Below are 21162 nucleotides of genomic sequence, written 5' to 3'. Positions count from 1 at the left end.
GCAGGTGACATAAGAGCAGGTGACATAAGAGCAGGCTGTCACCCTCCGGCTCGTCCGGAGGGTCCACGGCACGGCCGGGTCCGCTCCGCGTTCTGAAGCGCCGAGCCTGCGGCGCCGTCATGCCCCGGACAAGCCGGGGCATGACGGCGCCAACGGGGCCTTCCCTACCCCTTCCGCCTGCCACCCTTGCGATAGCCCTTGGTGCCGGGATCGGGACGTGGGCCGGGGCGGAAGGTGTCTTCGGCCAGCGGCACCACGCGGTCGGAGCCCGGCCCCATGTCGTCGAGGGACGGCTTGTGGGCGCGGGTGGGTAGAGGCGCTGCCAGCGGCGTCTCGGCCGGGGTGCGTGCCGCCTTCGGCGTGGCGGCGCTTGGCGGGGTGTAGGGCGCCTGCGCCTCCCCCATCCCGTCCTGATCGGCGGCCGCCCCGCGGCCCTTGGCTGAGGGCTTGCCCCGGCCGCGCGGCAGCAGGCGCCCGGACTCCTCCTTCGGCGGCAGGTTGGCCGCCTTGCCGTATTTGCGCGCCCCCTTGTAGCCGCCGGTGCGGTCGTCCACGGCCTCCTGCCGCGCCAGCGGATCGTCGGAGACGGCAAGTTCCGTGGCCTCCAGCCGGCGGATCTCGTCGCGCAGGCGCGCCGCGGTCTCGAAGTCCAAGTCGGCGGCGGCGGCGCGCATGCGCTTCTCCAGGTCCGCCATCACCGCCTTGAGATTGTGCCCGAAGGCCGCCCCCTCCTCCGCGAGGCCCGCATCCACCTGCACGTGGTCGCGCTCGTAGACGGAATTGAGGATGTCGCCGATGGCCTTCTTCACGCTCTCCGGCGTGATGCCGTGCTCGGTGTTGTAGGCCACCTGCTTCTCGCGACGGCGGGAAGTCTCCGCCATGGCCCGCTCCATCGAGCCGGTGATGTGGTCCGCATAGAGGATCACCCGCCCGTCCACATTGCGCGCGGCGCGGCCGATGGTCTGCACCAGCGAGGTTTCCGAGCGCAGGAAGCCTTCCTTGTCCGCATCGAGGATGGCGACGAGCCCGCACTCGGGAATGTCGAGGCCCTCGCGCAGCAGGTTGATGCCGATAAGCACGTCGAACGCCCCGAGGCGCAGGTCGCGGATGATCTCGATGCGCTCGATGGTGTCGATGTCCGAGTGCATGTAGCGCACGCGGATGCCGTTCTCGTGCAGATATTCCGTCAGGTCCTCGGCCATGCGCTTGGTGAGCACGGTAACGAGGGTACGGTAGCCCTTGGCCGCCACCGCCCGCACCTCGCCGAGGAGGTCGTCCACCTGCGTGCGCGCCGGGCGCACCTCCACCGGCGGATCGATGAGGCCCGTGGGGCGAATGACCTGCTCCACGAACACGCCGCCGGTCTGGTTCATCTCCCACGAGCCGGGGGTGGCGGAGACGTGGACCGTCTGCGGCCGCATGGCCTCCCACTCCTCGAAGCGGAGCGGGCGGTTGTCCATGCAGCTCGGCAGGCGGAAGCCGTATTCCGCCAGCGTCGCCTTGCGGCGGAAGTCGCCGCGATACATGGCGCCGATCTGCGGCACGGTCACATGGCTCTCGTCGATGAAGACGAGGGCATTGTCCGGCACGTATTCGAACAAGGTGGGCGGCGGCTCGCCGGGCTTGCGGCCGGTGAGCCAGCGCGAATAATTCTCGATGCCGGCGCAGCTTCCCGTCGCCTCCATCATCTCCAGATCGTAGCGGGTGCGCTGCTCCAGCCGCTGGGCCTCCAGAAGGCGGCCCATCTTGTACAGCTCGTCGAGCCGCATCTTCAGCTCGGCCTTGATGCCGGAGATGGCCTGGATCAGCGTCGGGCGCGGGGTGACATAATGCGAGGCGGCGTAGACGCGCACGCTCTTCATGTCGCCACTCTTCTGGCCGGTGAGCGGATCGAACTCGGCGATGCTCTCCACCTCGTCGCCGAACAGGGAGACGCGCCACGCGCGGTCCTCATAGTGGGCGGGGAAGATCTCCACGCTGTCGCCGCGCACGCGGAAGGTGCCGCGGGCGAAATCCGACTGGATGCGCTTGTATTGCAGGGCCACGAGATCGGCGATCAGGCCGCGCTGGTCGATGCGCTCGCCGACCTTGATGTCGAAGGTCATGGCCGAATAGGTCTCGACCGAGCCGATACCGTAGATGCACGACACCGAGGCGACGATGATCACGTCGTCCCGCTCCAGCAGCGAGCGCGTCGCCGCATGGCGCATGCGGTCGATCTGCTCGTTGATGGAGGATTCCTTCTCGATATAGGTATCCGTCCGGGGCACATAGGCCTCCGGTTGGTAATAATCGTAGTAGGAGACGAAATATTCCACCGCATTGTCGGGGAAGAAGCTCTTGAACTCGCCATAGAGCTGGGCGGCGAGCGTCTTGTTGGGCGCGAGCACGATGGCCGGACGCTGCAATTGCTCTATCACCTTGGCCATGGTGAAGGTCTTGCCCGAGCCGGTGACGCCGAGCAGCACCTGGTCGCGGTCCCCCGCCTCGGCCTGCGCGCACAATTCCTTGATGGCCTGCGGCTGGTCGCCGGCGGGCTGGAAGTCGCTCTTCATGGTGAAGGGGACGCCGCCTTCCGACTTCTCCGGCCGCGGCGGACGGTGCGGCACCCAGGTCTGGCCGTTGACCTCCGGCCGCCCGGTCTCGATCAGCCGCGACAGCGCCTGCACGGTGGCCGAAGCCCCGGCCGATTCGAAGTCGAGCGAAAGCGCCCCCGGCTCCAGCCCGAGGGATTTCGCAACGGCGGGATCAAGCGCCTGCTGGGGCGCCGGCTCGAAATGACGCTGGGAGCGCTCACCGAGCTTTCCGGGACGGGATGCTTTGGCCATGGGGGGAATATGGGGCATGAGGGGCTGACCCGGAAGACGCTCGTTTAAGTTGTATATTCCGCGAATAACATCCTTTTGATTGTATCACCAGATCACTCGCCCTATGGTTGCGCTTCCACTTGGAGGGGAGCGCAACAATGACTTTGTCAGCCCAGGCCGGAGCCAAGATCATCACCGACGCGGTTGCGGCCGCGAACGAGCCGCAGGCCGCGACCGCCGGTGCCGGCGTCGGCAACGATTTCTGTGGCCTTTGGCCCAAGGCGAAGCCGCTGCTGGAAGTGGCCGCCACCGTGCTGGTCTTCATTCCCGGTGCCGGCACCGTCGCCGGCCCGGTCCTCAACGGTCTCATCAAGATCGGCGACCAGATCTTCGCCGAGACCTGCAGGGGCTGACCCATGCTGGATCTTGCCGAACTCAAGACCGAGATCGCCCTGCGCAAGTTCGACTGGACGCCCGCCGAGAAGCCCGTCTTCTCGGTGGCGGAGACCGGCGGTGGGCAGGCCCATCTCGGGATCATCGTCGACCCCCAGGTGGCGATGGCCCAGCTCACGCTGGCGCGCGGCGTGGAATCCGCCGCCTTCGCGGCCCTGCCGCCCGCGCCCCGCAGCATCGACTGGCGCAGCGCACGCGGGGGCACCAATTTCGTGACGCCCATCCGCAACCAGGGCGCGTGCGGCGCCTGCGTCGCCTTCGCCACCGTGGCGGCGGTCGAAAGCCGGCTCGCCATCGCCCAGGACGAGGCCGACCCCGGCCACGACCTGTCCGAGGCGGCGCTCTTCTTCGGCGGCGGGCGAACCTGCGCGCAGGGATGGTGGCCCGAGGCCGCGCTGGGCTATGCCCGCACCCACGGCGTCGGCCGCGAAAGCGACTTCCCCTATCCGGGCCAGGACGCGCCTGGACAGAACATCCCCCCGGTGGCCTGGGTCACGGGATGGGAGAGTGCCGGCACCTCGGCCCAGCGCCGCAAGGCCATCGCCTACCGGGGGCCGGTGATCGCCGTGCTCAAGGTATTCGAGGACTTCCTGCAATACGGCCGGGGCATCTACAGCCACGCCGCGGGCGAATATGTGGGTCTCCACGCCGTGGCGGTGGTCGGCTATGACGACGATCAGGGCGCCTGGATCATCAAGAACAGCTGGGGGAGGAGCTGGGGTGAGGACGGCTTCGGCCGGATCGCCTACAATGAGTGTGCCATCGACAACGAATACGTCTTCTGGGATGCCTATGTCACAGCAGCCCCCTCGGCCGCCGAGCCTGCCGCCGCAGGCCTTGTGGCTCACCACCCCAAGCGCAAGCGCGCCGCAGCCGCCAAAGGATGACGATCTCCTCGTCGCCTTGCCCTATCCGGGCCTGAGCCCGCATTACTGGAGCGCCCGGCCGCGGCCGGGCGTTGCCGTCCTGTCCAGCCGACGGGTGGCGGCGGCCGCGGGGGCGGCGGGCGCCGGCGGCTATCAGGAACTGGTGCTCCGCCTTGCAGGCGATATCCCCGAACTCGTCTTCGACCTAGCGGTGCCGGGGCAGGCGCCGGTGATGACCCGGAGCCTGACATTCGCCTGACGCTGCGACCGCCAGCCTGCCTGCGTGCCCCTACGAAACGGAGTCCGCTCCCGGTCAAAATGCTCTAAAGGGTCGGTTCTCATCGAGGACCCGCCCCGCATGCCCGCCCTGACGAACCTTCTGCCCCCCCAGATCCTGCCCATCGTCATGCTCGTGGCTTCGAACGTCTTCATGACGTTCGCCTGGTACGGGCACCTCAAGCACAAGTCGGCGCCGCTCGTTCTCGCCATCATCGCGAGCTGGGGCATCGCCTTTTTTGAATATTGCCTCGCCGTGCCGGCCAACCGCTTCGGCTCGGAAGTGTATTCCACGGCCCAGCTCAAGACGATGCAGGAGGTCATCACCCTCATCGTCTTCGCCGGCTTCTCGGTGCTCTATCTGAAGGAGCCGCTGGGCTGGAACCACCTGCTCGGCTTCGCCTTCATCTCGGCTGGCGCCTTCTTCATCTTCCACAAGTTCTGAGCGCGGCGGCGCGGCATCGGCGCCGCGCGTTCAGCCCGCGCGGCGCCTGAGCGAAGACAGCGCCAAAGCCGGCCCGCGCGGCGCCTGAGCGAAGGCAAAGCCGAAGACCGCTCAGCCGAGCGCGCGGCGCACCAGCGCCTCGACGGCGTCCACGGGCTGCTTCAGCCAGCCGTATTCGGCCGGGATCACAGCCTCGGCCAGCTGGTCGGCGAAGCGCTCCACGTGGCGGCGCGGGTCGGCGCGGAACTGGGGCTCGCCCATGAAGAACTGCACCGAGACCGTGGAGCACGGGTGCTTGGAGGCGGCCGAGAGATAGAGCGGCACCTTCTTGGGCGGCCACCAGAATTTTCCGAACCGCCGGTCCGCGTGATAGTGCTCGAACAGGCGTGGATAGCCGTGGTGGTTCAGCGCGCGGCCGGTGACGGCATAATTGTTGGTGTAAATCACCCGCTTCAGCGGCCGCAGCTCGATCAGCGGGACGGTCTGCGATTCCTCGTAGGTGGTCAGCTGCGGGCCGACCAGGATCGAGCCCCACCAGATGCCGTTGAGCGGGCGCGGGCAGGCCTTGTCCAGTTCCTCGAACAGGCCGGGGGAGAGCCAGTCGTCGTCGTCCACGAAGGCGATGAGATCGTCGCTCCCGCGCTTCGTCTCGCGCAGCACCTCGTGGGAGATCACCTCGGCACCCCGCACGGCGGCGAAGCTCGCGCGGGAGAGCTTGGCGATCTCGTCGCGGAAGCTGCGGTAATCCACCTTCAGGTTGCCATCCCACAGCGCCATGAAATCCACGAGCAAATTCTCGTCGATGTGGTGGCGGCGCAGGAAGCGGCGGGTGTCGTCGTCGGTCAGGGCGAGCCAGTCGGGACTGTAGCGCACCGCGACGATGCGTTTGCCCATCGTCAACTCCGGACGGTCTTCTTCAAAAAAGCAGCGCCGTTTCCGGCACCGGGAGGGCGGGCCGCCAGCCGCCGCGGGACGTCTTATCAAGCGGAAGCGAAGCGCGCCAGTTCGGCGGCCATGGCGTTGTGCCGCGCCACGGCGGCACCGAGGTCGATGGTGAGGAGGCGCCCGTCGCGCACCACCACCCGCCCGTTGATGACGCTGAGGGACACATCCTGCGACTGGCAGAAGATGAGCGCCGCCACCGGATCGTGCAGCGCCCCTGCGTAAGCGAGGCGAGACATGTCGAAGGCGATGAAATCCGCCGCCATGCCGGGGGCCAGCGCGCCGATGTCGTCACGCCCGAGCACCCGGGCGCCGCCCAGCGTCGCCATTTCCAGCGCCGTGCGCGCGCTCATGGCGTCGGGACCATGGGCGACGCGCTGCAGCAGCATGGCCTGCCGGGCCTCCCCCAGAATGTGGCCGCTGTCGTTGGAGGCGGAGCCGTCCACCCCGAGCCCCACCCGGATGCCCTCGGCGAGGAAGCGCTTCACCGGCGCGATGCCCGAGGCGAGGCGCATGTTGGAGCACGGGCAATGGGCGATGCCCGTGCTGGTCTTGGCGAACAGAGCGATACCGTCGTCGTCCAGCTTCACGCAGTGGGCGTGCCAGACATCCGGCCCTACCCAGCCCAGCGAGCGCACATATTCGGTCGGCCCCATGCCGAACGTCTTCTCGGAGAAGGCGACGTCGCTGTCGTTCTCGGCGAGGTGGGTGTGGAGCGTCAGGTTGTTGTCGCGGCCGAGCTTCAGCGTCTCCAGCATGAAGTCGCGGCTCACCGTGAAGGGCGAGCAGGGCGCGAGCACGATGCGCAGCATGGAGTAGCGGGCGGGGTCGTGATAGGCGCCGATCAGCCGCTCGGTATCCTTCATCACGAAGCCCTCGTCCTCCACCACCCGGTCGGGCGGCAGGCCGCCCTTGCTCTCGCCGATGGTCATGGCGCCCCGCGCCGCATGGAAGCGCATGCCGATGCGCCGCGCCGCGCGGATGGAGTCGTCGAGCCGTGCGCCGTTGGGGTAGATGTAGAGGTGGTCCGAGGAGGTGGTGCAGCCGGAGAGGATCAGCTCCGCCATGGCGATTTCCGTCGCCGCCTCCACCATCTCGCCGGTCAGGCCCGCCCACAGCGGATAGAGCGAGCGCAGCCAGGTGAAGAGTTCCCCATCCTGCGCTGCCGGCACGGCGCGGGTCAGGCTCTGCACCATGTGGTGGTGGGTGTTCACCATGCCCGGCATCACCACATGGCCGGAGAGGTCGATCACCTCGTCGGCGCTCGCCGGCAGGTCCTGCGGCCGGCCCACGGCGACGATGCGGCCGTCTTCCACATAGAGCCCGCCGCCCGCGATCTCACGCCGTTCGCCGTCCATGGTCACGAGCACGAGGGCGTTGCGGGCGAGCAGGGTCGAGGCCATGGGAACTCCGGGTCGGACGCCGCGCGGCTGCGGCGGTCCGATCTTAGGTCGCTTTAGGGGACTGAGGGAATCCGGTCAGCGCCCGGCCGGCACCACGCGCAGGATCTCGCCGGTGCTCTCCGCCGCGAGCCAGAGCGCGCCGTCCGGCCCCATGCGCACGTCGCGGATGCGCTTGCCCAGCGGCAGGCGCTCCTCGCCGATGACGGCGCCGTCGCGCACCTTCACCATCACCAGCGCCTGCCCCGCCAGCGCGCCGACGAAGAGCTGGCCGCGCCAGCCTGGAAGCGCAGCGCCGGTGTAGAAGGCGGCGCCGGACGGGGCGATGGAGGGGTCCCAGTAGAACAAGGGCTGCTCCATGCCCTCTTTGGCCGTGCCGACGCCGATCTGGGCACCGGAATAGTGCCGGCCATAGCCGATCACCGGCCAGCCGTAATTCTCGCCCGCCTCCGGCCGGTTCACCTCGTCGCCACCGCGCGGGCCATGTTCGACGGTCCACAGCGCGCCGGTGCCCGGCTCGATGGCCGCGGCCTGCACGTTGCGGTGGCCATAGCTCCAGATTTCAGGCCGGGCGCCGGCCCTTTCGACGAAGGGATTATCGGCCGGAATTGAGCCGTCCGGCGCGATGCGGACGACCTTGCCCAAGGTCGTGGAGAGGTCCTGCGCCTTGTCCATGTAGTTGAACCGCTCGCCGAGGGTGACGAACAGCATGCCATCGGGCGCGAACACGAGGCGGGAGCCGAAATGGTTGCCGCCGGAGACCGCCGGCTGCTGGCGGAAGATCACGTCCAGGTCGGTCAGGCGGGAGAGGTCTTCGGCGAGCCTGCCGCGGGCGACGGCGGTGGCGGCGCCTTCCGGGCGCGGCTCGGCATAGCTGAGATAGATCAGGCGGTTCTGCGCGAATTTGGGATCGAGCACCACATCCAGCAGGCCGCCCTGCCCCCGCGCCGCGACCTTGGGCACGCCGGAGATGGGCGCGCCCACCTTGCCCGTCGCATCTATGGGGCGCAGCCGCCCGTCGCGCTCGGTGACGAGGAGGCGGCCATCGGGCAGGAAGGCGATGCTCCAGGGCGTGTCGAGGCCGGTGGCGAAGGGCACCACGCGCACCTGCTCGCCGCCGATCCGGGCGTCCACCGGCTGTGCGAACGCGTAGGTCGCGGCCGCAAGCAGGAAGAGGAGAAGGATGGCGCCGAGCGCCGCACCGCCTACGCCGCGCCGCCGCTTCGTTCGCGGTCCGGCGGCACGCTGCGCCTCGGGCAGCACGGCGTTCAGCGGCGTGGGCGTATGCCGCGCTGCCGGATCAACGCGACCGCGCACGCGCGCGGGCTTCAACGCGAGAGGTGGCGAGGCGCTGCGCCGCAAGTGCCGACAGGAGAACCGCGCCGCCGACCGCGCCGAGCGACAGGAGGAAGCCGGTCGACTCCGTGACGCCACCGGCGATCAGATCCCCCGCCATGGCCGCATGACCGCCGAGCACCAGCGCCACGGCGCCGATGGCGACCATGAGGGCAAAGGTGAGAACCGCCTGGGCCAGCGCATCGCCCTCCTTGTGGGCGCGCACCGCGCGGGCCAGCAGCTCGGGATCCGCCGGCGACTGGCGCACGGCCCGGCGGGTGAGGGAAAAGTGCCCTGCTTCCATGTAACCGCCGACGTCACAACGTCCGGACATGATGGTCTCGCTCATTGGGGCGGCCTCCTCATCCCCTGTTCCGCGCGCTCTCCAGCAACGGGAAAAGGGGCGAATCAGTTCCGCCGACGCAAGGCAGGGTGGAAAAGAATCGTGGCGCGACGGCGGCTTAGCCCTCACGGATGATGGCAAGATGATGTCGATCGCTCACGGACGCGCGAGCCGTCCCCGCTGTTTTGGCGCGCCATTGCGTCGCTCAGGATTGCGTCGCTCAGGCCTGCGCCGGATCGGCCGCCGGGTTCCCGGGCCGCCAGCCCATGTCCACATGCCCCGGCTCCGCCGCCACGCGGGCGAGCCAGTCCCGCACGGCAGGGAAAGCGGCGAGGGAGAAATCGCCCTCCTCCGCCACATGGGTGTGGGCGAAGAGGGCGATGTCGGCGATGGTGAGCGCATCGCCGACGAAATAGCGGCGGGCGGACAGGTGCCGCTCCATCACCTTGAGCGCCGCATAGCCCTCCTCCATCCAGCGATCCACGTCATGGGCCCGCAACTCGCGGCCGCCGCGCACCTGCCGCAGCCAGAAGCGGGCGGTGGCGATGCCCGGCTCGTGGCTGTTCTGCTCGAAGAACATCCACCGCAGCACCTCGGCGCGGGCGAAGGCGTCGGTGGGGAGAAGCGGCGTGCCCTCGGCGAGATAGAAGAGGATGGCGTTGGACTCGGCGAGGAAGCGCCCGTCCACATCGAGGAGCGGCACCCGCCCCTCCAGGTTCATGGCGAGGAATTCCGGCGTGCGATGCTCGCCGGCGAAGATATCCACCTCCACGAGGCGGAACGGCCAGCCGAGCTTCGCCAGCATCAGGCGCGCCTTGTAGGAATTGCCCGACGACTGCGTCGAATAGAGAGTCAGCACCTCAACCGTCCTCCCCGCCCCCGAACGCCCAGCATGTGGCGGCAGGCCGGGGAGGCCGCAAGCCCCGATTGCAGGCGGTCGGCGCCGCGCGGCGATCCATCAATCCGGCGTGGCGCGACATTCACGATCCTTGCTTGTTCACGGCAAGGCTCTGAACTAGTGTCCGCCCGCCGGCATCCGGCCGGCCCTCGACCTGTCATCGTTGCGCCCGTGCCGCGGCATTCGCTCCGTCCACGATCGCGCGTCCCGGAGCCCAAAGGCCATGAGCCTCCTTTCGTCCGCCCTCAAGCGCATCAAGCCCTCCCCCACCATCGCCATCTCCAACAAGGCGCGGGAGCTGAAAGCGTCGGGGCGGGACATCATCGCGCTCTCGGCCGGCGAGCCGGACTTCGACACCCCTGACAACATCAAGGAAGCCGCCATCGCGGCCATCCGTCGCGGCGAGACCAAGTACACCGCCGTGGACGGCATTCCCGAGCTGAAGGCCGCCATCTGCCGCAAGTTCAAGCGCGAGAACGGGCTGGACTACAAGCCCTCGCAGGTGACGGTCGGCACCGGCGGCAAGCAGGTGCTGTTCAACGCGCTGGTCGCCACGGTCGACGCCGGCGACGAGGTCATCATCCCGGCGCCCTTCTGGGTGAGCTACCCGGACATCGTGGAATTCTGCGGCGGCACCCCGGTGCCGGCGATGACCACGCTGGAAGACAATTTCAAGCTGCGTCCCGAGGTGCTGGAAGCCGCCATCACGCCGAAGACCAAGTGGCTGATCTTCAACTCGCCCTCGAACCCTTCCGGCGCGGCCTACAGCTTCGACGAGCTGAAGGCGCTCACCGACGTGCTGGTGAAGCATCCCCACGTGTGGATCCTCACCGACGACATGTACGAGCACCTCGTCTATGACGACTTCAAGTTCGTCACCCCGGCGCAGGTGGAGCCCGCGCTCTACGACCGCACGCTGACCATGAACGGCGTCTCCAAGGCCTATTGCATGACCGGCTGGCGCATCGGCTACGCCGCCGGCCCGGAGGCGCTCATCAAGGCCATCGGGACGCTGCAGTCCCAGTCCACCTCCAACCCCTCCTCCATCGCCCAGTGGGCGGCGCTCGAGGCGCTGGACGGGCCGCAGGACTTCATTGCCGCCAACAACAAGGTGTTCAAGGAGCGCCGCGACCTCGTGGTCTCCATGCTGAACCAGACCAAGGGCCTCACCTGCCCGAAGCCGGAAGGCGCCTTCTACGTCTTCCCGTCCTGCGCCGGCACCATCGGCAAGACCACGCCCACGGGCGTGCAGATCACCAATGACGAGGTGTTCGCCACCGAGCTGCTCAATGCGGAAGGCGTCGCGGTGGTGCACGGTTCGGCCTTCGGCCTCGGCCCGGCCTTCCGCATCTCCTACGCCACGGCCACCTCGGACCTCGAGGAAGCCTGCCGGCGCATCCAGCGCTTCTGCGGCTCCCTGGCCTGACCCTACGGGAGCGAGCGGCACCCGTCGCTCGCTCTCGACCAGACCGCCGCGCCGGCCCCGCGTCCGCCCGGCCTCCCGTGAAATTTACCTTCCTGGAGGGTGGGAATTGCAACAGCGACGGGAAAACGGAACCCTGCGCCAACTGGAGCGTTGGCGCCGCGGTGAAGTCTGGGCTAAGGCTGCGCGGTCGTCGGGCGCCGGATTCGACCCGCCCGCTTCCCACAGGAGGAACGACATCATGAAGACTGTTCTCAAGGCCGGCCTCGCTGCTGCCGCCGTGCTCGTCGCCGGCGCGCTTCCCGCTTCGGCCCAGTCCCGCGTCCAGGTGGGCACGCTGACCTGCAACATGGCGCCCAACGTGGCGTTCGTGATCGGCTCGGTCCGCGAGATGAGCTGCGCGTTCCGCCCGGCCGTCCACGGCGCCAAGCGCGGCACTTATCAGGGCACCGTGCGCCGCTTCGGCCTCGACATCGGCGTGAACGGCCGCGGCACCCTGGTGTGGGGCGTGTTCGCCCCGTCCGCCAAGGTTCCCGCCGGCGCCCTGCGCGGCACCTATGTGGGTGCGGCTGGCTCGGCCTCCATCGGCGTGGGCCTCGGCGCCAACGTCCTCGTGGGCGGCTCCCAGAACACCTTCGCGCTGCAGCCGCTGTCGCTCGAAGGCCAGACCGGGCTCAACCTCGCCCTCGGCGTGTCGGACCTCACCCTGCGCTGATTCGGCCCTGCCCGGCGGCAGGACGGCCCAAGCGCCTCCTGCCGCAACGGCATCTGCCCCATCTGCAAGCCTGCCCCGCGCCCCCGGCCCAACCGGGGGCGCGAGCATTTTCAAGCCTCTGTCTCCGCCCGCTCCGCCGCATGATTCCGCGCGCGCCAAGCCGCCCGGGGCGGAGATTGCACGGGACTCCCCGACGACGTACCTCTCGAGCGTCGCCATCCGGGGGATTGTCCATGCGCGCCACCATCACCGCCGCCCTTCTTGCTGCCTCGACCGTCCTCGCCGCCGCGATTCCGGCTGCCGCCCAGCCCCTCCCGCCGGTGCAGCTTCCCCCGCCTCCGACGGGACCGCTGGTCCAGTCCGGCATGCTGGTGTGCAAGGTGGCGCCGTCCATCGGCTTCGTGCTCGGCTCCATGCGCGAGGCGGCCTGTGAATTCCGGGACAATGCGGCGCAGCCTTATGTGGTGCTGTCGCGCTACAAGGGCACCATCTCCCGCTTCGGCATCGATCTCGGCGTGCTCGCCGCCGATACGCTCGCCTGGGCCGTGTTCGCCCCCACCGCCCGGCCCAACCCCAGCGACATCGCCGGCAGCTATATCGGCGTCTCGGCCGATGCCGCCTGGACCATCGGCGCGGGCGCCAACGTGCTGCTCGGCGGCTCCAGCAACCAGATCGCCCTGCAGACCATCTCGGTGGAGGGCATGGTGGGCGCCGACGTCGCGGCCGGCATCGCCGACCTGACCCTGATTCTGCTGCCGAACTGAAGGTATTTCGCGACCCACCATAAAAGGGCCGCAGCCTTCGTGGCAGAGTGAGCTTTGCCTCGGCCGGAAGACATGTCCCCGCCGAGGCGCCATCCCTGTGCGGAGGGGTTCGGCATGTCCAGGTTTCTGTCTCGTTCGGTGGCGGTCGCGCTTTGCGGCGCCGGCTTCGCCGCCACGCTGGCGCCGGCCTTCGGTGGCCCGGCGATGCCCCAGGTGGCGGCCGGCCTGCTGGAATGCCGCAGCGCCTTCGCCACCGGCTACGGCTTCGGCTCCTCCCGCTCCGTGAAATGCGAATACCGGCCCTCCATGGGGGTCAATCACTATTACAGCGGCACCATGGAGCGGATCGGGCTCGACTTCGGCGTGTCCGATCAGGCCAGCATGCTCTGGGCGGTGATCGCCACCTCGCCGGCCGTGGCGCCCGGCGCGCTGGCGGGGAAATATGTCGGCATCTCCACCGGCTTCTCCCTCGGCCCGGGTTTCTCCGCCAACATGCTCGCCTCCGACGACGCCACCAAGCAGGTGACGCTGCAACCCCTCAGCGTATCGTCCGACAGCGGCCTCAGCGTTTCCATCGCCGGCGCGACGCTGACCCTCGAGCAATCCGCCTCCGCCCCCCAGTGAGCCCACGGGAGAGGACTCACACCCGGCGCGTAAGACACGCCCGTGTGAGACACGCCTGTGTGACTTGCCCCTTCGTCCCCCCGCCCCGATCTTGGCGCCGCGACGGAGGACACTGAATGCTCATCAGATCAAGGCGCGGCTGGGAACTTCCCGAATCGGCGGCAACGCCGGAGGACGTCTATCTCAACCGCCGCCAGGCCATGGGCGCGGGGGCGATGCTCCTCGCCGGCCTCGGCGCCGGGACGCTCTCCAGCCCTGCCGCAGCCCAGCGCGTCGGCGACATTCCCGACCCCTCGGCCAGCCTTTACCCCGCCCCCCGGAACCCCCACTACACGCTTGAGCGGCCGGTGACGCCGGAGGCGAAGTCGAGCCTCGTGAACAATTATTACGAGTTCAGCTACGGCAAGGTCGTCGGCCCCTCCATGACGCGCTTCCAGCGCCGTCCGTGGCTGGTGAAGATCGACGGGCTGGTGGAGAAGCCCCAAGAGATGGGCATCGACGACCTCTTCAAGAAGGTGAAGTTCGAGGAACGCCTCTATCGCCACCGCTGCGTCGAGGCGTGGTCCATGGCGGTGCCGTGGACGGGCTTTCCCATGAAGGACCTCGTCGCCCTCGCCGCCCCCACCTCGGGCGCGAAATACATCAAGATGGAGACCTTCCTCGATCCGAAGGTCGCGCCCAACCAGAGGGACTTCCGCTATACGTGGCCCTACGTGGAAGGCCTGACGCTGGAAGAGGCGACCAACGAGCTCGCCTTCCTCGTCACCGGCGTCTACGGCAAGCCCGCGCCCAATCAGTTCGGCGCGCCGCTCCGGCTGGTGCTGCCGTGGAAATACGGCTTCAAGTCCATCAAGGGCATCGTGCGCTTCACCTTCACCGACAAGCAGCCGGTGAGCTTCTGGGAGCAGTTGCAGGGCTCTGAATACGGCTTCTGGGCCAATGTGAACCCCAAGGTGCCGCACCCGCGCTGGAGCCAGGCGAGCGAAGAGGACATCGCCACCGGCCAGCGCGTGCCGACCGAGCTCTTCAACGGCTACGGCGCGTATGTGGCCGACCTCTACAAGGGCCGCGAGACCCAGAAGATCTGGTTTTAGGGAACGTGTTGCCGCCGCCCGGGTCGTTGTCATCCCCCGGCTTGTCCGGGGATCCACTCAGCGGCCGGGCGGCCTCTCGGGAAACAAAACATCGCTTTGTCGGCACGGTGGATGCCCCGGACAAGCCGGGGCATGACAGCTCAGGTTGAAGGCTCCGCCTTTCCTTACCCCTCCACGCCGCCGCGCCGCTCGGGCTCGGCGAAGCCGTCCGGCGCCTCACCGGCGTCGAACGGCGTCGTCACCTCCACGAACGTGTCGGGGTAGAAGCCGTTGAAGCGGGTGCGCAGGGAGAGGGAATAGGCCCCGATGTGGCCGATCTCGATCCAGTCGCCCGTATCCACGCTCTCCGGCAGATAGAAGGGGCGGGAGAGCACGTCCACGCTGTCGCAGGTGGCGCCGTAGATGCGGAACGGCGCCATCACGTCCGCCCGTCCCGGCCGGCGGCGGCGGGCGGGATCGGGGATATGACGCACCGGAAGCAGGATCTTCCCCGTCCACGAATCCGACAAAGACGACCACACGCCGTCATTGATGTAGAGCCGCTGGCCCTTCTTCAGCAGCACCCGGACGATGACCGAGAAGGCGCGGGCGACGATGACGCGCCCCGGCTCCGCCACCAGCGGGATGCCGGAAAAGCCGTGCCGCTCCACCGCCCCCATCAGCCCGCCGACGATCTCGCCCAGCGGCGGCATGGGCGGCACCGGCCGGCGCGGGTCCACCGCATAGGTCGCCGGAAAGCCGCCGCCCACGTCGAGGACCGAGATGGGCACCTTGGCCGCGTCGCGCACCTCGGCAGCGGTGGCGACGGCGCGGGCATAGGTGTCCACATCCTCCACCTGGCTGCCCACGTGGAAGCACAGGCCGCAGCGGATACCGAGGCCATGGATGCGCTGGAGCAGTTCCGCCGCATGGCCCGGCGCCGCACCGAACTTGCGCGATAGCTCGTAGGCCGCCTCCCCCTTGGAGGCGATGCGGACGAACAAGGTGAGGTCTTCCGGATCGAGATCGAGCGCGCGGACGATGCGCAGGATCTTCGCCACCTCGTCCTCATGGTCGAGGGCGGTGGCGCGGATGCGGTAATGCTCCAGCGCGAGGCGGATGTCCGACTGCGCCTTCACCGGGTGCATGTAGAAGAGTTCCGCCCCCGGCGCCGCGGCGCGCGCCGCCGCGAACTCGGCGGGAGAGGCGACATCGAAGGCATTGATGCCCGATCGCGCCAGTACGTCGAGCACCATGGGCTCGCCATTGGTCTTCACCGCATAGGCGGTCTTGCCGGGAAAGGCATCGAGGAAGGCCGCAGCGTCCGCCGCCAGCACCTCCGGGCGGAAGCAATAGACCGGCTGGTCCGGCCGCATCTCCAGCGCCGCCTCCCGCCCGGTGGAGAAGCGCGGCAGGCCCGAAGGCACAGGTCCGCTCCGGCCGGCGGCCACGAGGTGGGGCGTCGTTTGCGGCATTCGGGGCTCCTCCCGCGAGTCGGACCCAGGCAGCTTGCCGGTCTTTTCCGGCGAGAGCACGACAGGCGCCATCGAACCGCTCGTTCATTTTCTCTTAAGGTGTTGCCGCCGCGTCCTTGACCGCGGCCGAACCCGGCCGCATCGTCCCGCCGAGGTACGCCCGGAGGGGCGGAAGGCCGAAGTGGAGACGACCATGGGTGAGCGGGCGCTGGGCGCGAAGGCCGTTGGCGAAAAGGCTGGCGGCAAGATGAAGCGCGTGCGCGCGGCCTTGGGAGCCTCGATCGGCCGGATCGCCGCAACGGCGGCCGTTGCTGCGCTTGCGTTTGCGCCCGTGTCCGTCGCCCCGGCCAAGGCGGCGAACCTGCTGGAGCTGAATTTCTGGCTCTCCGGCCCGAATTATTCCGGCGTCGTCCCGGCCTGCGACAGCCAGGAGGCGCTCGACCTCATCGCTACCCGCTTCGCCGAGACCGAGCGGCGCTTCTGGGCCTCCAGCCTTTCCATCACCGACTTCGAGAAGGTGCACGAGATCGCCTTCCGGCCGTGGGGGCAGGAATACCAGCCGCGCCGCTACTGCCGCGGCACGGTCTTCACCAACGACCTCAAGAAGCGCGTCATCTATTATTCCATCATCGAGGACGGCGGCTGGACCGGCGCCACCTGGGGCGTGGAATGGTGCGTGGTCGGGCTCGACCGCAACTACGCCTATGCTCCGTCCTGCAAGATGGCGGGTCCGTGACGCGGCCTTTCGCGCAGGCTTCTTTCGCGCAGGCCCTGCGGACGACCGCAGGCCGGCTCGCCGCCGGTCTCGCGCTGCTGTTGGCGCTCGCGGTCCATGGCCCGGCGCGGGCCGAGGGCCAGCCCGGCCAGTTCGATTTCTATGTCCTCTCCTTGTCCTGGTCGCCGACCTATTGCGAGGACCAGGGCAAGCGCGCGGACAGCGAGCCGCAATGCTCGCTCACCCGCCCCTACGCCTTCGTGGTGCACGGCCTGTGGCCGCAGTACGAGCGCGGCTTCCCGCAATATTGCCAGAACCCGCCGCCCTACGTGCCCAACCCTCTTGCCAATTCCATGCTGGACGTGATGCCGAGCCGGCGCCTCGTCATCTATGAATGGAAGAAGCACGGCACCTGCTCCGGCCTGTCGCCGCAGGCCTATTTCGATCAGGTGCGTGCGGCGAAGGCGAAGGTGGTCATCCCGGCGGAGTTCTCCCGCCTCGACGACTACAAGATGGTTTCGCCACAGGAGGTGGAAGACGCCTTCCGCACCGCCAATCCCGGCCTCGACACCGGCATGATCTCGGTGGATTGCGACCGGCGCCGGCTGCGGGAAGTGCGGGTGTGCCTCAGCCGCGACCTCGCCTTCCAGCCCTGCCCGGAGGTGGAGCGCCGCGCCTGCCGCCTCTCGCGCATGGTAATGCCGCCGGTGCGCGGCGGGCGCTGAGGGCACCCGCCGGCCGGTTCCCGACCCGTCGTCAGGGCTGCTTGGTGAGGCGCGCGCAGAGCGCCAGCGCGTCGTCGTCGTCGGCTTCCAGATAGCAGAGGTCGATCACGCCGTCGGGCTGGATCGTCCCGATGTGGATGCCGTCGTCACCCGACAGATAGAGGGTTTTCAGATCGGGCGTGAGCGTGCCGAAGACCGGCTCGGACTTGGTGCCGCCGCGCACCGGATAGACCACCTTGGCCTTGAAGGAGCGGCCGCGCTGCTCTTCGACGACGAGGCCGTAATCGGCGGTGACATAGCCCATTTCCATGCCCACACCGTCGCTCGGCCCCTTCCAGGTCCCGACGAGGGAGGGCGCCTGCTGCGCCGAAGCGGGCACCGCGACCGCGAGCGTGGCAACAAGGGACAGCGCGAAAACGAGAGGCTTCATGTTTCCCTCCTGCGGACGCGGGGGGCGCGGGTGGAGCGCTGCCGCTTGACGTCCCGGCGTCCATGCGTCACGCCGGAACGGTCGCACGGCGTCACGAGGGCCACAATACCGCTACGTCACAGCTGCCAGCGCCATCCACACCCTCCCTTCCGCGCCATCGCCGAGCCGAGATGAATTATCGCCACGCCTTCCACGCCGGAAACCCGGCCGATGTCATGAAGCACGCCGCGCTCGCCCGCGTGCTCGCCTATCTCGGCAAGAAGGATGCGCCCTATCGCGTGCTCGACACCCATGCCGGCACCGGGCTGTATGATCTCGACGGAATCAACGCCCGCAAGACCGGCGAGGCCGATGCCGGCATCGAGGCGGTGCTGGCGGCGCAGGACGCCGGCTCCCTCCCCGCCCCCGCCGCGGCGCTGCTCGCGCCCTATCTCGATTGCGTGCGCGGCCTGCGCGAAGGCGGCCGCAAGCTCTATCCCGGCTCCCCGGCCCTCGCCCTCGCCCTGTCGCGGCCGCAGGACAAGTTCCTGTTCTGCGAGCTGAACAAGGAAGAGCGCGTGAAGCTGGAGAAGCGCGTGGGCGAGGACCCGCGCGCCGAGGGCCGGGTGAAAATCCTCGCCCAGGACGGCTGGCAGGCCCTCGCCGCGCACCTCCCCCCGCGCGAGCGGCGCGGCGTGGTGCTGGTGGACCCGCCGTTCGAGGAGCCCGGCGAATTCCAGCGCATGGTGACGGGGCTGGAGGCGGCGCACCGGCGCTTCGCCACCGGCATCTTCATGCTCTGGTATCCCATCAAGGACCTGCGCGCGGTGGACGCCTTCCGCCGCGATGTCGCCAGTCTGAAGCTGCCCAAGACGCTGCGCGTGGAACTCGATTTCGCCCAGGTGCGCGCGCTGGACACTCTCTCCGGCTCCGGCCTCATCATCGTCAATCCGCCCTTCACGCTGGCCGACGAGATGAAAACCGTGCTCAACGCCCTCGCCCCGCTGCTGGCACGGGACGGGGCCGGGCGCGTGCGTGTATCCTGGCTTACCGCCGGGGGTTGAGCCCGGCACGGGGGTCAGGGCATGACGGGGACATCTGCGCGGCACGGAACGCTCGGGGGAAAAGTGCAGGTGCAGCCCCCTGGGAGGCCTGTGCGCGCAGGGGCCATTGGCCTCGTTGCGACCCTGCTTCTCGTTGGCTCCGCCATCGCCGAGCCGACCTCACAGGGGACACAGAAGCCCGCGCCGAAGCCGGCACCCCAGACGCCCCCCGCCGAGGCTCAATGGGCCCAGCCGTTCGCGCCGGCGGTGGGCAGCCGGTGGCAAATCGTTACCGAGACCGTCAACTCCGATGCGAGCGGCCCCACTCCGCACCAATCGCGGACGACCATGCGCTACGAAGTTGCCTACACGGCACGCGAGGGCGCGGGCTATCGCGTGACGCGGGTGCTACGCGAGGTCAATTCGGACGGCAATATTGAAACCGAGAACCTTACCGCAGCCGCCTTCGCCATGTTCCGCGACATCACAGTGGAGGGCATCACCGACGCTGCCGGAAAGCCGCTGCGCGTGGTGAATGAAGCCGAGGTGCGCCCGCTCGCCAGCGCCGTCGTCGAGCGCATCGCGGTTCCTTTCGCCGATAAGCCGCAGACTGCCGCCATTCTGCGGCAAGCTATATCTTCCATGCTGCAACCCAAGGACGGGCGTGTAGCTACTGTCTGGCTTGATCCGCTGCCGATGCTCGCCGAGTGGCAGAACACCGGCCTGAGACCTGGCGTCGAACAGCGAACCGACGGCGTTCTCCCCAGTCCTTTTGGCGGCATCCTGCGAAGCGATAGGGTCCAGCAGCTCACCGCCGATGCGAGGCCGGAACGCTTCAGCATTCTGGCCACTGTCACGCCCGACCCGACCTCCTTTCGCAACATGATGCTGTCGATCTTACGGCGGGTTGCGGCCGACCTACCGTCCGCTCCCGCCGTCAACGAGCGAATGGTCGAAGAGGCGTTCCGCCAGATGAAGATGGACGTTCGTCTGAACCAGAAGATTGACGTAGAAGACGGCATGGTTCGTCGATTGCGCGCGGAGTTGACCGTGCAAGGAAGCGCGGGCGGCCAAAAGAGGATGAGCACCAACACCACGGTCGTCACCGTCACGCCCGCGCCCTGAGCCCGCGCGATTTCCTCTTTTCACACCGGGCTCAAACGATCTAGGGAAGGGCATTCCCACCCGGATGCCCCTGCCCATGCTGCTCCGCCACTCCCCCACCTCCCCCTTCGCGCGCAAGGCGCGCGTCGCCGCCGCCATTCTCGACATCCCGCTCGAGCTGGAGGCCGCCGACACGCTCGACCCCAACGACTCGCTGCGCCAGCAGAACCCGCTCGGAAAGATTCCGGCCCTGCTGACCGGGGATGGAGAGGTCCTGTTCGATTCGTCGGTGATCCTCGCCTATCTGGACCATCTGGCCGGCGACGGGCGCATCCTGCCCACCGAGCCGGCCGCGCGCATCACGGTGCTGCGCCGCGAGGCCCTCGTTGACGGGATGATGGATGCAGGCATCCTCATTCTTTATGAGGCGCGCTTCCGGCCGCAGGAGAAGCACGAGCCGCGCTGGTTGGAGCATCAGGCCGGCAAGCGCCTGCGCGCGATCGATGCGCTGGAGACCGAGGTGGAGCCCTATTCCGGCACGCCGAACGTGGGCGACATTGCGCTTGCCTGCGCGCTGGGCTGGTTCGATTTCCGCTTCGCCGGCGACTGGCGGGCCGATCACCCCAAGCTCGTCGCCTGGTTCGACGCCTTCAGTGCCGCGCATCCGCAGTTTGCGGACTCCGCGCCGGTCGCCTGACACGCCAAAGGCGCCGCCCCAAGGGGTGGCGCCTTCGACGCGGTACCAGCGCTTTCGTCACTCGACGATGTAGACCACCTTGCGGGTCTTGGGCTCGACGATGACGCGGCGGTCGTTCACCACCGTGTATTCATACTCGCTGTTCTGCGGGATGCTGTAGAGCGCCACGTTGGGCGGAAGCTGGCGGCCCACCACCACCTCCTGCTCCATGCGGACGGAGGGGCGACGCTCCTTCATCACGTAGGTGCGCACCTCCTGCGGGGGCTCGGCGGCCGCGCCGACACCGGCACCGACCACGCCGCCCACCACCGCGCCCACAGGGCCGCCCACTACCGCGCCGACAGCCGCGCCGCCCACCGCGCCGGTGGCGGTTGACGCCTGCGCGAATGCCGCGGCGGGAACGATCACGGGAGCCGCAAGGGCGGCGATCACGGTACTCATCAGCAACGTCTTTCGCATCTTACCTCTCCTGCTGCGTTGAGATCGCATCAGAAACAGTGGTCGACGCAAAAACGTTCCCTGCCACGCGCAACAGCTTAAAAAACTGCGGAATGACTTGAGACAGCGTGGAGCGAAAACCTTGACCTTCGCCCCGCCCGCGCCATCTTTGACTTCGGCTTTGCCGCGTGG

The 21162-nt window shown here is 68.5% G+C and carries 23 protein-coding genes; 14 read left to right on the top strand and 9 right to left on the bottom strand.

The window, feature by feature from the left end:
* Positions 1-164 precede the first annotated feature (164 nt).
* On the bottom strand, positions 165-2828 hold the full coding sequence (gene uvrB, locus XAN126_RS0104980; protein ID WP_024277500.1) for an excinuclease ABC subunit UvrB: 2664 nt from the start codon (positions 2826-2828) through the stop codon (positions 165-167).
* Between the two features lie 137 nt (positions 2829-2965).
* Here uvrB and XAN126_RS0104975 point away from each other — a divergent pair, with 137 nt between their 5' ends.
* The 4 genes from XAN126_RS0104975 (at position 2966) to XAN126_RS0104960 (ending at position 4847) form a co-directional block, all read left to right on the top strand.
* Complete coding sequence (locus tag XAN126_RS0104975) at positions 2966-3220, top strand: hypothetical protein (protein ID WP_024277499.1); 255 nt, start codon at positions 2966-2968, stop codon at positions 3218-3220.
* 3 nt (positions 3221-3223) lie between these two features.
* Positions 3224-4147 carry a C1 family peptidase gene (locus XAN126_RS26840; RefSeq protein WP_024277498.1) on the top strand — a complete coding sequence of 308 codons (924 nt, stop codon included), beginning with the start codon at positions 3224-3226 and terminating at the stop codon, positions 4145-4147.
* A gap of 16 nt (positions 4148-4163) precedes the next feature.
* Entirely contained in the window at positions 4164-4385 is a 222-nt protein-coding gene (locus XAN126_RS0104965; RefSeq protein ID WP_024277497.1) for a hypothetical protein, read from the top strand.
* Positions 4386-4484: 99 nt separating this feature from the next.
* Positions 4485-4847 carry a DMT family protein gene (locus XAN126_RS0104960; protein WP_024277496.1) on the top strand — a complete coding sequence of 121 codons (363 nt, stop codon included), beginning with the start codon at positions 4485-4487 and terminating at the stop codon, positions 4845-4847.
* A 111-nt stretch (positions 4848-4958) separates the two neighbouring features.
* On the opposite strand, the gene XAN126_RS0104955 is transcribed toward XAN126_RS0104960, so the two are convergent.
* The 5 genes from XAN126_RS0104955 to XAN126_RS0104935 all read right to left on the bottom strand — a co-directional run bounded on the left by XAN126_RS0104955 (position 4959) and on the right by XAN126_RS0104935 (position 9726).
* Positions 4959-5741 (bottom strand): hypothetical protein, encoded by a 783-nt coding sequence (locus XAN126_RS0104955; RefSeq protein ID WP_024277495.1) that lies wholly within the window; start codon positions 5739-5741, stop codon positions 4959-4961.
* Positions 5742-5827: 86 nt separating this feature from the next.
* Complete coding sequence (locus XAN126_RS0104950; RefSeq protein WP_024277494.1) at positions 5828-7192, bottom strand: 8-oxoguanine deaminase; 1365 nt, start codon at positions 7190-7192, stop codon at positions 5828-5830.
* Positions 7193-7267: 75 nt separating this feature from the next.
* On the bottom strand, positions 7268-8506 hold the full coding sequence (locus XAN126_RS0104945; RefSeq protein ID WP_245272212.1) for a PQQ-dependent sugar dehydrogenase: 1239 nt from the start codon (positions 8504-8506) through the stop codon (positions 7268-7270).
* Positions 8490-8873: a hypothetical protein gene (locus XAN126_RS0104940; RefSeq protein WP_024277492.1), complete on the bottom strand. Its 384-nt coding sequence runs from the start codon at positions 8871-8873 to the stop codon at positions 8490-8492. Before XAN126_RS0104940 ends, XAN126_RS0104945 begins: the two co-directional genes overlap by 17 nt.
* Positions 8874-9087: 214 nt before the next feature.
* Positions 9088-9726 carry a glutathione S-transferase family protein gene (locus XAN126_RS0104935; RefSeq protein ID WP_024277491.1) on the bottom strand — a complete coding sequence of 213 codons (639 nt, stop codon included), beginning with the start codon at positions 9724-9726 and terminating at the stop codon, positions 9088-9090.
* Positions 9727-9988: 262 nt separating this feature from the next.
* On the opposite strand from XAN126_RS0104935, the gene XAN126_RS0104930 reads away from it, so the two are divergent.
* The 5 genes from XAN126_RS0104930 to msrP all read left to right on the top strand — a co-directional run bounded on the left by XAN126_RS0104930 (position 9989) and on the right by msrP (position 14385).
* Entirely contained in the window at positions 9989-11191 is a 1203-nt protein-coding gene (locus XAN126_RS0104930) for a pyridoxal phosphate-dependent aminotransferase (RefSeq protein WP_024277490.1), read from the top strand.
* 238 nt (positions 11192-11429) lie between these two features.
* Positions 11430-11903: a DUF992 domain-containing protein gene (locus tag XAN126_RS0104925; protein ID WP_029557114.1), complete on the top strand. Its 474-nt coding sequence runs from the start codon at positions 11430-11432 to the stop codon at positions 11901-11903.
* A gap of 233 nt (positions 11904-12136) precedes the next feature.
* Positions 12137-12667, top strand: a complete 531-nt coding sequence (locus XAN126_RS0104920) for a DUF992 domain-containing protein (protein ID WP_024277488.1) — start codon at positions 12137-12139, stop codon at positions 12665-12667.
* A 114-nt stretch (positions 12668-12781) separates the two neighbouring features.
* Positions 12782-13291, top strand: coding sequence for a DUF992 domain-containing protein (locus tag XAN126_RS0104915; protein WP_197024002.1), 510 nt, complete (start codon positions 12782-12784; stop codon positions 13289-13291).
* A 116-nt stretch (positions 13292-13407) separates the two neighbouring features.
* A complete protein-coding gene (gene msrP / locus XAN126_RS0104910) occupies positions 13408-14385 on the top strand; it encodes a protein-methionine-sulfoxide reductase catalytic subunit MsrP (RefSeq protein WP_024277486.1) in 978 nt (325 codons plus the stop codon).
* A gap of 164 nt (positions 14386-14549) precedes the next feature.
* Here the strand turns inward: msrP and XAN126_RS0104905 are convergent, their stop codons facing one another.
* On the bottom strand, positions 14550-15779 hold the full coding sequence (locus XAN126_RS0104905) for an alanine racemase (protein WP_024277485.1): 1230 nt from the start codon (positions 15777-15779) through the stop codon (positions 14550-14552).
* A gap of 253 nt (positions 15780-16032) precedes the next feature.
* Between XAN126_RS0104905 and XAN126_RS0104900 the strand changes: the two genes are divergently transcribed.
* Positions 16033-16575: a hypothetical protein gene (locus XAN126_RS0104900; RefSeq protein WP_245272211.1), complete on the top strand. Its 543-nt coding sequence runs from the start codon at positions 16033-16035 to the stop codon at positions 16573-16575.
* The gene (locus XAN126_RS0104895; RefSeq protein WP_024277483.1) at positions 16572-17279 is read left to right on the top strand and encodes a ribonuclease T; all 708 of its coding nucleotides are present in this window, start codon (positions 16572-16574) and stop codon (positions 17277-17279) included. The genes XAN126_RS0104900 and XAN126_RS0104895 overlap by 4 nt, the downstream gene beginning before the upstream one ends.
* Before the next feature lie 31 nt (positions 17280-17310).
* On the opposite strand, the gene XAN126_RS26835 is transcribed toward XAN126_RS0104895, so the two are convergent.
* Entirely contained in the window at positions 17311-17709 is a 399-nt protein-coding gene (locus XAN126_RS26835) for a hypothetical protein (RefSeq protein WP_024277482.1), read from the bottom strand.
* Between the two features lie 170 nt (positions 17710-17879).
* Between XAN126_RS26835 and rlmJ the strand changes: the two genes are divergently transcribed.
* From rlmJ to XAN126_RS0104875, 3 genes are all read left to right on the top strand, one after another.
* On the top strand, positions 17880-18752 hold the full coding sequence (gene rlmJ, locus XAN126_RS0104885) for a 23S rRNA (adenine(2030)-N(6))-methyltransferase RlmJ (RefSeq protein WP_024277481.1): 873 nt from the start codon (positions 17880-17882) through the stop codon (positions 18750-18752).
* A 327-nt stretch (positions 18753-19079) separates the two neighbouring features.
* Entirely contained in the window at positions 19080-19856 is a 777-nt protein-coding gene (locus XAN126_RS0104880; protein ID WP_155982221.1) for a hypothetical protein, read from the top strand.
* A gap of 76 nt (positions 19857-19932) precedes the next feature.
* A complete protein-coding gene (locus tag XAN126_RS0104875; protein WP_024277479.1) occupies positions 19933-20532 on the top strand; it encodes a glutathione S-transferase in 600 nt (199 codons plus the stop codon).
* 57 nt (positions 20533-20589) lie between these two features.
* On the opposite strand, the gene XAN126_RS0104870 is transcribed toward XAN126_RS0104875, so the two are convergent.
* Positions 20590-20991, bottom strand: a complete 402-nt coding sequence (locus XAN126_RS0104870) for a DUF1236 domain-containing protein (RefSeq protein WP_051460547.1) — start codon at positions 20989-20991, stop codon at positions 20590-20592.
* Between the last annotated feature and the right edge of the window lie 171 nt (positions 20992-21162).

Origin of the sequence: Xanthobacter sp. 126 (genome assembly GCF_000526175.1) — a bacterium.
In the GTDB taxonomy this organism is placed as follows: domain Bacteria; phylum Pseudomonadota; class Alphaproteobacteria; order Rhizobiales; family Xanthobacteraceae; genus Xanthobacter; species Xanthobacter aminoxidans.
This window is presented reverse-complemented; position numbering and strand designations above follow the sequence as displayed.